This is a genomic window from Amycolatopsis sp. NPDC104819 (genome assembly GCF_055583145.1).
The window spans coordinates 105,648-119,450 of sequence record NZ_JBVJON010000017.1 but is presented as its reverse complement, the minus strand read 5'-3'; the positions used below and the strand labels follow the sequence as shown (position 1 = coordinate 119,450).

The following is a 13,803-nucleotide window of genomic DNA, read 5'->3' as shown; positions in this document are numbered from 1 at the left end:
CGTAACGATTCAGTCCGAGGCCGTCACCGAGGTCGCGGCACGGAAGACGTCGGCCACCATCGTGTGCGTCAGCAGTCCGGTCTGGACATTGCGCGGCGAGACGTGGTAACAGCCGAATACGCGCAGGTCGCCGAGCTCCAGGACGGCGCCGTGCCCGAACGCCGGCCGCGGCGACGGCACCGGCCAGCCGGCCGCGGCGAGCACGGGCAGCAACGCCTGCCAGCCGAACGCCCCGAGCACGACGACCGCGCGCAGTGTCGGACGTAACAGCGTCAGCTCCTCCGCGAGCCACGGCCGGCAGGTGTCCCGCTCGGCCGGCGTCGGCTTGTTCTCCGGCGGGGCGCAGCGCACCGGCGAGACGAGCCGCGTGCCGTACAGCTCGAGGCCGTCGCCGAGCCGCTCGGACGTCGGCTGAGACGCGAGCCCGACCTCGTGCAGCACCCGGAAGAGGAAGTCACCCGACGGGTCGCCGGTGAACATCCGGCCGGTCCGGTTCGCGCCGTGCGCCGAGGGCGCCAGGCCGACGACGGCGAGCGACGCGTCCGCCGGCCCGAAGCCCGGCACTGGCCGCGCCCAGTACTCCTCACCCCGGAACGCCGCCTTGGTGCCCGCGACGCCTTCGCGCCAGGTGACCAGCCGCGGACAGGCGCGACACCCGGCGACGGCGACGTCCAGCTCGGCGAGCGTCCTCATCGCAGCGCCGCCCGGGACAGGTGGTCGGCGCGGCGCGTCGTCTCGGGGAGTCGGTAGCGCGGGCCGGGATGGGCCACGGTCAGCTGCACGTCGGAGAGGTGTTCGAAGGTGGCGCCGCCCTGAGCGCGGCCGACGGCATCGACCGGTTGTGGTCCCGAACCGCGGACATCGGGCTCGTTGAGGCATGTGCGAGCGCGCACGGCCGGCCCCGCAAGCGCGTCTTCTACCGTCGTCGGCCAGTCCCCGGTGTGCACCGAGTCACCCTGCCACAACTAGGTTGGGTCCATGGCGGACACGACCCCCGAAGAGGCTCCCGAGAAGAAGGCTCCGGAAACGACGGAGATCCCGGCCGAGCCCACCGACGACATCGTCACCACCCAGCACACGATCACCGTGAAGCGGAAGAAGCTCGCGTACACGGCGAAGGCGGGGCGGATCGTCCTCCGCAAGGAGGTCGTGAAGGACGGCAAGTCCGAGGGGGTCAAGGCGAAGGCGGAGGTCTTCATCACCTCCTACACCCTCGACGACGCCGACCCGGGCTCGCGGCCGGTGACGTTCGCCTTCAACGGCGGCCCCGGCTCGTCGAGCATCTGGCTGCACATGGGCCTGCTGGGGCCGCGCCGGGTGCTTTCGGGTGACGTTGACGACCTCGTGCCGCCGCCGTACGGGCTGGCCGACAACCCCGAGACGCTGTTCGCGCACAGCGACCTGGTCTTCATCGACCCGGTGTCGACCGGGTACTCGCGCGCGTCCGAGGGCGGCGAGACCAAGGACTTCCACGGGTTCAAGGGCGACATCGAGTCGGTCGGCGAGATCATCCGGCTCTGGGTGTCGCGCCACGAGCGCTGGCTGTCGCCGAAGTTCCTGGCCGGCGAGTCGTACGGCACGCTGCGCGCCGCCGGGCTGGCCGCGCACCTGCAGGAGCGGCACGGGCTCTACCTCAACGGCCTGCTGCTGATCTCGTCCGTGCTCGACCTCGGCACGCTGCGGTTCACCGAGGGCAACGACCTGCCGTACTCGCTGTACGTGCCGACGTACGCGGCGATCGCGCACTACCACGGCTTCCACGGCGAGCGCCCGCTCGACGACGTCCTCGCCGACGCCGAGGACTTCGCGGCGAAGGACCTGCCGTGGGCGCTGGCCCGCGGCGCGCGGCTGTCCACACAGGACCGGGCGGACGCCGTGGCGACGCTGGCGTCGCTGACCGGGCTCACCGAGTCCTATGTGGACCGGGTGAACCTGCGGATCGAGCACGTCCGGTTCTTCACCGAGCTGCTGCGCGACCGCGCGCTGACCGTCGGCCGGATGGACGGCCGCTTCACGACGTGGGAGCCGGACGGCGGCCGCGAGCACATGAGCGACGACCCGTCGATCTCCCGGGTGATCGGCGCGTACGCGGCTTCGTTCAACCACTACGTCCGGGCCGAGCTGGGTTACGAGAACGACCTGCCGTACGAGATCATCCACGAGGACACGTTCAAGGCGTGGTCGTACTCGGACTTCGAGGGCCGTTCGGTGTCGGTGGCCGACTCGGTGAGCGCGGCGATGCGCGCGAACCCGCACCTGCACCTCCACGTGGCGTTCGGCCACTACGACGGCGCGACGGCGTACTTCGCGGCCGAGCACGTGCTGGCCCACCTGCAGATCCCCGAGGAGCTGCGGGAGAACATCGACACGGCGTACTACCCGGCGGGGCACATGATGTACGTCCACGAGCCGACGCGGGTGCAGCAGTCGAAGGACCTCGCGAAGTTCGTCAAGAAGGCGTCGAACCGCTGACGTCCGGGCCGGGGCCTTCCTTCTCGAGGGCCTCGGCCAGGTCGGCGTGGGCTGCTTCGTTCCGCTCGCGGACGTCGGCCCAGGCCGGGCTTTCGTGCACGACGACCTTGGCTTCGCCGAGCCGCGCGCCGGTCAGGTCGCGGACCGCCCGGACGCAGTCGATCTGCGAGAAGCCTCGGCGGCGCAGCTGGACCAGCACGGTGTCGAGGGGGATCCCGGCCGCGAGCGCGGTCCGGCCTTCGGCGAGGAACCGGTCGTACCCGGCGTCGTCGATCATGCGGCCACCCCCCGGGCTCGGCGAACCTGGATCACGGACACAGTCTGCGCCATCCAGGCCAGGATCACGTAGGCAATCAGCCAGCCGGTGAACCCGGGTGGCTGCCGTCCGTGGCCGGAGATATGTAGGCGGCCTCGAAAAGCGCCCGGAACACCGGATCCTTCACCGAAGCTCCGGTGGTGCCCAGTTCACCGCGGTCTGCGCGGGCAACGGGTCACCGTAGTGTCCAGGCGGGAGCGGCCGCCGGTTCCGCCGGTACGCCAGCAACTCCGCGGCCATCACCAGCACGGCGTACCCGATCAGCCACGGCCCGAACCCCGGCGGCACCCGGCCCCCGGCGGCGACGTCCAGCAGGGGTGGGACCGCCACCAGCGAAGGGGCCGCCGTGTGGAGGTTCTCCGCCAGGATCCCGCGGTACACCGCCAGGGACTCCGGGTCCTCGGCGAGCACCGGGCCGCGCAGGAACCCGGTCAGGACCACGGCGGCGCAGACCGCGCTCAGGCCGAGCAGCCCCAGCCAGCTCCGGGCGTAGGCCGGCGCCGTGGAGAGCATGACCACGGCCAGCGTCACACCACCGCCGTACGCGAGGACCAGCGCCGCCGCGAACCAGCCGCCTGCCGCGCTGTAGTCGCGTGTCGCGCCGGCCCAGGGCCGGGTCCGGCGAGCCAGCTCTCGCTGCCGGCGTCGGACGCTCTGCCACAGCGTCAGCTGGAGGAAGAACCACAGGAAGTACGCCAGCGTGGCCGCGGTCTCCCCGAAGATGCTCTGGTAGCCGACCAGGACGGCGCTACCGGGCACGGCGAACAGCAGCACCCACGGCAACGCGCGGCCGACCTTGACGTTGCGGGTGACCACCAGCTGGCCGATGTAGGACGTCGCGTCGGCGACCGGCCGGCCGCGTTTCGCGAGCCAGCGCAGGCCCACCTCGTATTCGGTCTTCACGAGACCTCCCCGTAGTGGGCGTCCGAAGGCAGCGCGGGAATCCGCCGCCGCTGGGTGAACCACGCGACGACGTGCGTGGCGACCGCGAGCACGAGGTAAGCGACCAGCCACGGCTTGCCGGGCAGGTCCGTGAACACGAGATCGCCGACCAGCGGCACCGCGAACGCCGACGGCATCGTGAGCTGGACGTCTTCGAGCCGCGTCGCGAAGTCGATCGCCAGGGAGCCTTCGTCCTCGGCGAGCACCGGCCGCCGGAGCACCCCGGCCACGATGATCGTGTCCGCCACCGCGCCCAGCGCCAGCAGGCCGAGCCAGAACCACGCCCAGAGCAGGCCCGTCGCGGCCAGCACGGCGCCCAGGACCGCGCCGCCGCCGAAGGTGACCGCGAACGCGGCCGCGTACCAGCCGCTCAGCACCTCCCGCCACGACAGGCGCGGGCGGGCCGGCCGGTCGCCCAGCTTCGCGCGCGCCTCCCGGTCACCGCCGCGGACGTTCAGCCAGGTCCCCAGCACCGCCACGGTGATGGTGAAGAAGGCCGGTCCGCCGACGGGCAGGTCGGCGGCGTCCACCGACGGCAGGAGCCGCAGGAACTGGTACCCGCCGACGCAGACGCACATCAGCGCCGTCAAGGCGAAGACCGCGGTGAAGGCACCCGGCGACGACTTCCCGCGGCGCACGCTCAGCCGTGCGGTGAGCAGTGTCGTGGGCTCGGCCACCCGGATCCCGCGCCGCGCGAGCCACTGGGTCGCGGCCCGCTCCCGGGCCGTCAGCGCGATCATCGGACACCGGCCTGAGCCGGAAGGGGGACGCCGTAGTCGCCGGCCGGGAGGGCCGGCCGCCGCCGGCGGGACACCAGCACGCCGGTGATCTGCGGGGCCGCCGCCAGCACCGCGTACCCGACGAGCCAGAGCGCGAACCCGGGCGGCTGGCGGTGGGTCGTCACGAGGTCCGTGAGCACCAGGAACGCGTAACCCGCGGGCAGCGTGACGGCGAGGTCGTCGCGCCGCAGCACGGCGTCGACCGCCAGCGACGGCTCGTCTTCGGCGATCACCGGCCGGCGCACGAGGCGGGTCACGGTGACCGCGAAGAGCACAAACGCCAACGCCAGCAGCCCGAGCCAGCTCCAGGCGTAGGTCCGGTACGGCGTCGCGAAGTACATCGTCAGGCCGAGCGCGGCGCCCCCGGCGAAGGTCACCACGGCGGACGCGAGGAACCAGCCGTCGAGCACCTCGCGCCACGGTGGGCGCGGCTGGTGGAGCGCCCGCGGGCCCAGTGCGGCCGCGGCCTGCCGGTCCCGGCGCCGGAAGCAGAACCAGGTCGCGCTCTGGGCCCCGAAGACGATGAAGTACGCGACCTTGCTTTCGGTCATCTCCACCCCGCGCACGCCGGGCAGGTACTGCAGGCACTGGTAGGCGACCGCGCAGCCGATCGCGGCGAGCATGATCACCACCTGCGCGACCAGCAGCCCCTTCGGCAGCGCGCGCCCGCGGATGCCGAGCCGGGTCGCCAGCAGCCGGGTCGGGATCCCCACCCGGACCCCGTGCCGGCCCAGCCAGACCGCGGCCGTCACGATCTCGCCTCGTGTCGGCACCTCTTCACGCATCAAACCTCCCCGTTTCGAGGAGAACACGCCCGAGCGGGCAAAAAGGTTTACCGGCCGTAGAAGCCCGGCGGCACCAGCCGGTACCGATGACGCGTGTCCAGCCAGCCGATCAGCTGCAGGGCGGCCACGGTCACCAGGTACGCCAGCGCCCACCCCCCGAGCACCCCCGGCGTCCCCCAGTCGACGACGAAGCCCGGCATCGCCAGGAAGGCGTACACGGCGGTCGGGGCGAACCGGTACGGGTCCTCCGCGCGCAGCACCTCGTCGACGAACCGGGAAGCCTCGTCCTCCGCGATCACCGGCGCACGCAGCACCCGGCCGAGCACCAGCGCGGTGAGGCCGGCGCCGGCCGCCAGCGCGAGCGTCTGCAAGCCGATCACGAGGGCCGGCGGGTACCAGTGGTTCCAGGTGAACCGCGGCGCGGTCAGGAACGACGCCGCGCAGAGCACCGCCCCGCCGGTGAACGTGAGGACCGCCGAGACCAGGTACCACCAGCCCACCTGCTTAACCGCCACCCGCCACGGGAGCGGTGTGCCGGCGCCGATCCAGCGTTCGGCCACCTGGTCCCGCCGCTGGGCACGGCGCCGGCGGAACAGCTGGGACGCGGCGAACCACAGACCCGCGGCCGGCACGACCGCGTTCAACTCCGTGAGCATGAACACGACGACGACGGCGACCCACAGGCAAGCCAAGACGACCCGGTAGGCCGGTACTCTCACCCCACTCGTGTCCCGGCCGCCGATGCGCAGGGCGAGCAACCGGGTCGGCAGCCACACCCGCACTCCACGCCCGGCCAGCCACAACCTCGTTCGGCCCACTTCGAGCAGCCCCGGCTCGCCCGGCAGCTTCGGGTCCACCGGCAGCGCCGGCTCGTGCACGATCACGGAACCTCCCCCTGGTCCCCCTTCTCACGCGCGACGCCCCGGGGAGGTTGTCTCCCCGGGGCGTGCTCGTGAGGCTTTTGTTACTTCAGGTACTGCGATCCGCGCGTCACGGCGGCGTAGGCGTCGACCGCGCCGTTGCCGTAGAAGCCGTTGAACGACGGGCTGCCCTCACAGGTCGCCGTGAACGTGGCGTCCCGGCCTTCGTCCAGGTAGTCCACCGTGCGCGGCACCGGGCAGGCGATCTCGGACGCCGTGCCCTCGAGCACCCGCTGGACCTTGTCCGGGTCCAGGCCGAACCCGGCGCCCGACTTCTTGCCGTACTGCGAAACGATCAGCGCCGCGACACCCGCCGCGTGCGGCGTCGCCATCGACGTGCCCTGCAGCCACTGGTAGTAGCCGACCCGGCCGTCGGCCGCCGTCGCCTTCTGGACGCCCAGCGCGACACCGGCCGGCGTCACGTTGCCCGCCGCGTCGACGTTGCCCTCGGCCACGGCCACGTTCTTCGGGTACGCCGAGAGGATCTCGTTCTCGACCGTGCGGAACCACGGCGTGCCGAAGCCGTCGCGGAAGTACCCGCCCGGCGCGGACACCGAGATCTGCTCGGTGCCGTAGTTCGAGTAGTCCGCCTTCGCCTGTGACGGCCCGAACGCGCCGACGCCGATCGTGTGGTTGCCCTCGACCGGGAGGTTCAGGCAGGAGCTGTTGTCGACCGTGCGCGGGTGCGTCGAGTTGGCCGGGTAGTCCGGGCTCGTGGTGTCCGGCTGCGGCGCGCCGAGGTCGGTGTGCTGGTTGCCCAGCGCGACCACCATCGTGACGCCCTTCTTGTGCGCGTAGTTCAACGCGCGCTGGGTCGCCTCGATGATCGTGCGCTGCTCGGCCTGCTCCGCGGCCGAGTCGGCCGGGTTCGCCGTGCAGTTGTACAGCCACGGGTCGGTGTAGAAGCTCATGTTGACGACGTCGATGCCCGCGTCGCCGGCGTAGGTCAGCGCGTCGACGGTCGGCTGCAGGAAGAAGTAGCCCGAGTCCTGGCCGGCGCGGATGTTCACCAGCGTCACGTTCGGGGCGACACCCGAGATGCCGAAGCCGTTGGCCGCGGCGGCGATGGTGCCGGCGACGTGCGTGCCGTGCGCGCCGTCGTCGTGGTTGACCGGGTCGACGCAGCCGCGGAACTCGCACGGGCCGTCGACCTCGACGCCGTTGACGTCGAACGGGATGTCCTTGACGAAGTTGCGGGAGTCGGCCGCGTCGAAGTTCGGCGCGATGTCCGGGTGCGTGCCGTCGATGCCGGTGTCGATGACGCCGACCTTGACCTGCTTGCTGCCGGGCTGCTTGGTGCGCGAGAGGTCCGAGCGGACGGACTTGAGGCCCCAGAGCTGGTCGTCCAGCGGGTCCATCCCGACGGCCTTGTTCGCGACGGCCTTCTTCGCGGCAGCGGCGCCGCGGCCTTCCTTCTCGGTGCTGTCCTTCTTGGTCTTCTTGCCGTCCTTCGGCAGCGAGCCGATGACCTGGGCCTTGGCCGCGCCGAACACGGCCCGGTTCGCCGAGACGCGCTCGGTGAACCCGCTGGCCGGGGCGCTGGCCTTGATCAGGCCGACGGCGCTGTTGGTCTCCAGCACGGTCCCGCCGGCGGCGCGGATCGCCTGCTGGGCGGTGCCGATGCTCTGGGTGTCCTTGGCGAGCACGGTGAATTCGGTGGCCGGGCCGGACAGCGCGGGCTGCGCCGCCGCGACGGGGACCGCGCCGGCCGACATCGCCCCGAACAACGGGACGGCCAGCGCGGCGGCGAGAAGCCTGGGTCTCTTCACGTTTCTCCTCCTCGGAAAGCGGTTCCTGCACCGTATAGATCGGACATTGTGGTTACAACGGCCAAACGTACGTTATGGAACAACCGACTTCTGCTCCGCGAAGTGACAAGCTGACAAGTGGCCGTCGGTCCGCGGCACGAGCTCGGGAACCTCGGTGGCGCACTTGTCCTGCGCCTTCCAGCACCGCGTGCGGAACCGGCAGCCGGACGGGGGATCCAGGGGGCTCGGCACGTCGCCGGTCAGCCGGATCACCTGCCGCTGCCCGCGCACGGCCGGGTCCGCCACCGGCACCGCGGACAGCAGCGCCTGGGTGTACGGGTGGGACGGTCGTTCGTAGATCTCCTCGTCCGTGCCGATCTCGACGATCTTGCCGAGGTACATCACGGCGACCCGGTTGGACAGGTGCCGCACCACCGAAAGGTCGTGCGCGATGAAGACGTACGACAGCCCGAACTCGTCCTGCAGGTCACCGAGCAGGTTCATCACCTGCGCCTGGATCGAGACGTCGAGGGCGGACACCGGCTCGTCGCAGATGATCACCTTGGGCCGCAGCGCGAGCGCCCGCGCGATGCCGATGCGCTGGCGCTGGCCGCCGGAGAACTGGTGCGGGTAGCGGTTGAGGTGCTCGGGGTTGAGCCCGACGACCTCCAGCAGCTCCTGCACCTTCTTCGCCCGCGACCCCTTCGGCGCGACGTCGGAGTGGATCTCGAACGGCTCCCCGACGATGTCGCCGACGGTCATCCGCGGGTTGAGCGAGGTGTACGGGTCCTGCAGCACGATCTGGATCTCGCGCCGCAGCTTGCGCAGCTCGTTGCCGCGCAAGGAAAAGATGTCGCGGCCCTCGAACTTCGCGCTTCCGGCGGTCGGTTCTTCCAGGCGCATCAGGACCTGGGCCAAAGTGGACTTCCCGCAGCCGGACTCGCCGACGACGCCGAGTGTTTCGCCCGGCATCAGGTCGAACGAGACGCCGTCGACGGCCTTGACCTGGCCGATCGTGCGCTTGAACAGGATGCCGGTGCGGACCGGGAAGTACTTCTTGAGGTCGCTGACGGAAAGGATGGGCTCAGGCACGGGAGTTCACCACCTCTTCGGCGAAGTGGCACGCGCTGGTCCGGCCGAAGCCGATCCCCAGCGGTGGCGGGACGTCGACGCCGCACTTGGCTTCCGCCCGCTTGCACCGCGGGTGGAACGCGCAGCCCGGCGGGATGTCGAGCAGGCTCGGCGGCAGGCCCTTGATGGTCTCCAGCGTCTGTCCTTTGAGGTCCAGCCGCGGCAGCGAGTCCATCAGCGCGGCGGTGTACGGGTGGGCCGGCGCGCGGAACAGCTCGGTGACGTCGGCCTGCTCGACGATCCGGCCCGCGTACATCACGGCGATCCGGTCGGCGACCTCGGCGACCACGGCCAGGTCGTGGGTGATGAGCACGAGCCCCATCTTCCGTTCGGCCTGGATCTCGGCCAGCAGGTCCATGATCTGGGCCTGCACGGTGACGTCGAGCGCGGTGGTCGGCTCGTCGGCGATGAGCAGGTCCGGGTCGAGCGCCAGTGACATCGCGATCATCGCGCGCTGGCGCATGCCACCGGAGAACTGGTGCGGGTAGTCCTTGATTCGCCGCTCCGCGGCCGGGATCCGGACGATGTCGAGCAGCTCGATCGCGCGCTTGCGAGCGTCCTTCTTGGACATCCCGAGCCGCACCCGCAGCTGCTCCTCGATCTGGAACCCCACGGTGAACACCGGGTTGAGCGCCGAAAGGGCGTCCTGGAAGATCATCGCGATCTCGCTGCCGCGCACCTCTCGGCGCCGTTCGGCGGACGCGGTCAGCAGGTCCTCACCGCGCCAGCGCACCGCGCCGCCGGTGATCACGCCGGGCGGCATGTCGAGGATGCCCATCACGGTCTGCGCCGTGACGCTCTTGCCGGAGCCGGACTCGCCGAGCACGGCGAGGGTCTCCCCGGCGTGCACCGAGTAACCGACGCCGTTGAGCACGCTGGCCACGCCGTCGGAAGTGCGGAACTCGACGTGCAGATCCTCTACTTCGAGCAGTAGTTCGTTGTCGGACAAGGGATCTACCTCGACTTCGGATCGAGCGCGTCGCGGATGCCGTCACCCAGCATCACGAAGGCCAGCACGGTCAGGGTGACGAAGGCGCCGGGGAACAGCAGCATGTGCGGGTCGGCGCGGAAGTAGTCCCGCGAGTCGCTGATCATCACGCCCCACGAGATCACCGGCGCGCGCACGCCGATGCCCAGGTAGGCCAGCGTCGCCTCGGCGCCGATGAACGCGCCGAGCGCGATGGTGGCGTACACCAGCACCGGCGCGATCGTGTTGGGCAGCAGGTGCCGGAAGATGATCCGCGGGGTGCTCGCGCCGAGGCCGCGCGCGGCCTTGACGTAGTCGAGCTGCTTGGCCACCAGCGCCGCCGAGCGCATGATGCGCATGGCCACCGGCCAGCTCAGCACCGCGATCGAGCAGACGACCTGGACGATGATCGTCACCGCGCCCGGGTTGGAGCCCGGCGCGTTGAACGTGGTCAGGATGACGATCGCGCCGAGCACGAACGGCAGGCCGGCGAAGATGTCGCCGAAGCGCGACAGCAGGCTGTCGACGAACCGGCCGTAGTACCCGGCGAAGATGCCGACCAGCGAGCCGAAGAGGACGGTCAGCAGCGTCGAGAACACCCCGACCAGCAGGGACGCCCGGGTCCCGTAGATCGTGCGGGCGTAGACGTCGGCGCCCTGGTTGTCGTAGCCGAACCAGGCGTCCGCGGACGGGCCTTCGTTCGCGTGCGTGAGGTCGCTGAAGCCCGCGTCGCGCGAGCTGAACAGGCCGGGCGCGATCGCGATCACGACGATGATCAGGATGATCACGGCCGAGGCGACGAACGCGGGCTTGCGGCGCAGCTGGCGCCACGCGTCGCTCCACAGGCTGCGGGGTTTCTGCGGGCCGGTGGCGGAGTCGTCGACGCGGGACAGCTCGGCCGCGTCGGCCCCGCCGCCGCCCACCAGGTTCGGGTCAGTCATAGCGGATCCTCGGGTCGAGAACGGCGTAGAGCAGGTCGACGACCAGGCTCATCAGCAGGTACACCAGCACCAGCAGGACGACCACGCCGACCACGGTGGCGCTCTCCCGGTTCTGGATGCCGCGGAAGATGAGCCCGCCCAGGCCGTTGATGTTGAACACGCCTTCGGTGACGATCGCGCCGCCCATCAGGGCGCCGAGGTCGGTGCCGAGGAACGTCAGCACCGGGATCACCGAGTTGCGGAGCAGGTGGACGCCGACCACGCGACTGTTGGGCTGCCCCTTGGCGATCGCGGTGCGCACGTAGTCGGCGCGGCGGTTTTCGGCGATGCTCGTTCTCGACAGCCTCGCGACGTAGGCCATCGACAGGCTGCCCAGTGCGATGCCGGGAACGATCAGCTCACCGACGCTCGGGTTGTCGGACACGCTCGCCTCGATCAGGCCGAGGCCGTTGGCGCCCAGGGCGAGCTGCAGCACGATCGCCGTGACGAACACCGGCAGCGAGATCAGGAACGTCGTCGACACCAGCACGAGGTTGTCGAGGAAACCCTTGCCGCGCAGGCCGGTCAGCACCCCGGCGGTGAGGCCGATGAGGGCCTCGATGACCACGGCGATCACGGCCAGCCGCAGCGTGATCGGGTACGACGTCGCGATCAGCTCGCCGACCGAGGTGCCGTTGAACGTCTCGCCCCAGTCGCCGGTGAACAGGCTCCCGAGGTACTTGAAGTACTGCACGAAGATGTTGTCGTCGAGGTGGAACTTCTCGGTCATCTGGGTGATGTAGGCCGGCGGGCACGCGGCCTGGCCGCACTTGCCGGAGAACGGGTCGCCGGGCACGGCCCAGACGAGGACGTAGATCAGGAAGGTGGTGCCGAAGAAGACCGGGATCAGCTGGAGCAGCCGTCGCAGGACGTAGCGGATCATGAAGAGTTCCTAGTGCGCGCCGGCCGTCGTGAGTGGTGGGTACGGCAGGTCAGCGCGTCACTTCTTCAGGACCTCGATGGACGGGTAGTCCGGCATCCGGCGGAAGTCGAGGGCCGCGGACTTGAGGTTCTTCGACTTCGCCGAGACGCCCAGCTCGTCCCACACCGGGATCGACGGCAGGTCCTTCGCGATCAGGTCCTCGGCCTGCTGGTACAGCTTGACCGCGGCGTCCTTGTCGGCGGTGGCGTCCGCCTGGGCCAGGAGCGCGTCGACCTGCGGGTTCGAGTAGCTGGAGTCGTTCGAGGACCCGCCGGTCTTGTAGATCGGGTTGAGGAAGTCCTCGATGGACGGGTAGTCCGCCGACCAGTCCGAGCGGCCCATGCCGGTGAGCTTCTTGCTGGTCACGATGCTGCGCCACTGGCCGAAGTCGGTGGCCGGCACGAAGTCGCACTCGACGCCGAGGGTGTTCTTGATGCTGTTGCACGCCGCGGTCAGCGGTTCCTTGCGGCCGCCGTCCGCGTTGGACGCGATGGTCAGCTTGCCCTTGAAGCCGGACTTCGCGAAGGCCTCCTTGGCCGCCGCCGGGTCGAACTTGCAGAACTGGCAGACGCCGGAGCGGGCACCGGTGATGCCCTGGGCGACGTACCCGTCCAGCGGGACGTAGGTGTCGTTCATGACCGTCTTGGTGATCTGCGCGCGGTCGATCGACATCGAGATGGCCTTGCGCAGCTCGAGGTTGTCGTAGCCGGGCACGTAGTACGGCACGGCGATGGTGCTGACCCCGAGTAGGTGCCCCGTGACCAGGCGGTCGCCCAGGTCGGCCTTGTACTTGCCGCCCGCGACCGCCGACGGCGGCAGCGCCTCCATGAAGTCGAGCCGCCCGCTCAGCAGGTCCTGGTAGGCGGTCTCCTGGCTGGAGTAGATCTTGATGTCGAGGTCCTTGAAGTGGACCTTGTCGTCACCCTTGTAGTCGTCGTTGCGGGTGAGCTTGATGTCCTGGTTCGGCGTCCGCGAGACGAACTTCATCGGCCCGTTGCCGATCGGGTGCTGCTCGAAGCCCTTGGGATCCTTGAAGAACGCGTCCGGCAGCGGCGCGAACGCCTGGTAGCCGACCTTGATGTCGAACACCGAGAACGGCGCGTCGAGCGTGACCGTGAACTCGTAGTCGCTCTTCTGCACCAGGCCGGACATCTTGTCGGTGGCCGGCTTGGCGTTCTCGTCCTCGGGGTGGACGTCCTTGTACCCCTGGATGTTCGAGAAGAAGTCCGTGTTGAGCTGGCCGTTGGGCGCGTAGGCGCCGTAGTTCCAGGCGTCGATGAAGTTGTGCGCCTTCACCTCGGTGCCGTCGTGGAACTTCCAGCCCTGCTTGATCTTGATGTCGTAGACCTTGGAGTCGGTCGTCGTGATCGAGTCGGCCATCAGGTTGAACGGCTTGGCGTCCGCGCCCTTGAAGCCGACCAGCGTGGCGAACATGACCTGGATCGCCTTGGTGCCGCCGAGGTCGTTGATGTTGGTCGGGACCAGCGCGTTCTGCGGCTCGGTGCCGTAGACGCTGACCGTGCCGTCCGGGTCCGTCTCGCCGGCGCCCGCGGAGCTGCCCGACCCGCCGCCGCACGCGGCCAGCACGAGCGCCAGCGAGGTCATCACCACCGTGGGTCCCCAGAGCCTGCGCGAACGACGCATGATCCCCTCCATCTCCGTCTGTCCGAAAGGTGAGACGCACGCTATCGGGGGCGGTGAAGCCGATCACAGGACTGCGGTGTTGCAAATGTGTGACGGTCGTCAGGACCACCTGGTTGGAGTACAACCAACGTAGGAAACCGGATACGCCGGACGGCCCAGCGCGGACACCTGGTCATCGCCCGCTCACCGAGGGTTGG

Annotated in this window: 14 protein-coding genes; 1 reads left to right on the top strand and 13 read right to left on the bottom strand. The window is 70.1% G+C overall.

From position 1 onward, the window contains the following. Window positions 1-9: 9 nt before the first annotated feature. Together ACZ63E_RS39935 and ACZ63E_RS39930 are read right to left on the bottom strand one after the other, a co-directional pair. A complete protein-coding gene (locus tag ACZ63E_RS39935; protein ID WP_465341507.1) occupies window positions 10-693 on the bottom strand; it encodes a uracil-DNA glycosylase in 684 nt (227 codons plus the stop codon). Further along, a complete protein-coding gene (locus ACZ63E_RS39930; RefSeq protein ID WP_465341506.1) occupies window positions 690-947 on the bottom strand; it encodes a hypothetical protein in 258 nt (85 codons plus the stop codon). Before ACZ63E_RS39930 ends, ACZ63E_RS39935 begins: the two co-directional genes overlap by 4 nt. Before the next feature lie 31 nt (window positions 948-978). Between ACZ63E_RS39930 and ACZ63E_RS39925 the strand changes: the two genes are divergently transcribed. Further along, window positions 979-2,472 carry a S10 family peptidase gene (locus ACZ63E_RS39925; RefSeq protein ID WP_465341505.1) on the top strand — a complete coding sequence of 498 codons (1,494 nt, stop codon included), beginning with the start codon at window positions 979-981 and terminating at the stop codon, window positions 2,470-2,472. On the opposite strand, the gene ACZ63E_RS39920 is transcribed toward ACZ63E_RS39925, so the two are convergent. From ACZ63E_RS39920 to ACZ63E_RS39870, 11 genes are all read right to left on the bottom strand, one after another. Further along, window positions 2,450-2,749: a hypothetical protein gene (locus ACZ63E_RS39920; protein WP_465341504.1), complete on the bottom strand. Its 300-nt coding sequence runs from the start codon at window positions 2,747-2,749 to the stop codon at window positions 2,450-2,452. The two genes, ACZ63E_RS39925 and ACZ63E_RS39920, sit on opposite strands and share 23 nt — an antisense overlap. 162 nt (window positions 2,750-2,911) lie before the next feature. Next, window positions 2,912-3,691 (bottom strand): hypothetical protein, encoded by a 780-nt coding sequence (locus ACZ63E_RS39915; RefSeq protein ID WP_465341503.1) that lies wholly within the window; start codon window positions 3,689-3,691, stop codon window positions 2,912-2,914. Further along, complete coding sequence (locus ACZ63E_RS39910) at window positions 3,688-4,470, bottom strand: hypothetical protein (RefSeq protein ID WP_465341502.1); 783 nt, start codon at window positions 4,468-4,470, stop codon at window positions 3,688-3,690. Before ACZ63E_RS39910 ends, ACZ63E_RS39915 begins: the two co-directional genes overlap by 4 nt. Next, window positions 4,467-5,294: a hypothetical protein gene (locus ACZ63E_RS39905; RefSeq protein WP_465341501.1), complete on the bottom strand. Its 828-nt coding sequence runs from the start codon at window positions 5,292-5,294 to the stop codon at window positions 4,467-4,469. The genes ACZ63E_RS39910 and ACZ63E_RS39905 overlap by 4 nt, the downstream gene beginning before the upstream one ends. Window positions 5,295-5,341: 47 nt before the next feature. Further along, window positions 5,342-6,178: a hypothetical protein gene (locus ACZ63E_RS39900; RefSeq protein ID WP_465341500.1), complete on the bottom strand. Its 837-nt coding sequence runs from the start codon at window positions 6,176-6,178 to the stop codon at window positions 5,342-5,344. Between the two features lie 80 nt (window positions 6,179-6,258). Next, window positions 6,259-7,929 carry a S8 family serine peptidase gene (locus tag ACZ63E_RS39895; RefSeq protein WP_465341564.1) on the bottom strand — a complete coding sequence of 557 codons (1,671 nt, stop codon included), beginning with the start codon at window positions 7,927-7,929 and terminating at the stop codon, window positions 6,259-6,261. A 126-nt stretch (window positions 7,930-8,055) separates the two neighbouring features. Continuing rightward, window positions 8,056-9,054 carry an ABC transporter ATP-binding protein gene (locus ACZ63E_RS39890; protein WP_465341499.1) on the bottom strand — a complete coding sequence of 333 codons (999 nt, stop codon included), beginning with the start codon at window positions 9,052-9,054 and terminating at the stop codon, window positions 8,056-8,058. After that, window positions 9,047-10,042, bottom strand: a complete 996-nt coding sequence (locus ACZ63E_RS39885; RefSeq protein ID WP_465341498.1) for an ABC transporter ATP-binding protein — start codon at window positions 10,040-10,042, stop codon at window positions 9,047-9,049. The genes ACZ63E_RS39890 and ACZ63E_RS39885 overlap by 8 nt, the downstream gene beginning before the upstream one ends. Before the next feature lie 5 nt (window positions 10,043-10,047). Next, entirely contained in the window at window positions 10,048-11,001 is a 954-nt protein-coding gene (locus ACZ63E_RS39880; protein ID WP_465341497.1) for an ABC transporter permease, read from the bottom strand. Next, window positions 10,994-11,923: an ABC transporter permease gene (locus tag ACZ63E_RS39875; protein WP_465302485.1), complete on the bottom strand. Its 930-nt coding sequence runs from the start codon at window positions 11,921-11,923 to the stop codon at window positions 10,994-10,996. The genes ACZ63E_RS39880 and ACZ63E_RS39875 overlap by 8 nt, the downstream gene beginning before the upstream one ends. A gap of 57 nt (window positions 11,924-11,980) precedes the next feature. Continuing rightward, on the bottom strand, window positions 11,981-13,606 hold the full coding sequence (locus ACZ63E_RS39870) for a peptide ABC transporter substrate-binding protein (RefSeq protein ID WP_465341496.1): 1,626 nt from the start codon (window positions 13,604-13,606) through the stop codon (window positions 11,981-11,983). Window positions 13,607-13,803 lie beyond the last annotated feature (197 nt).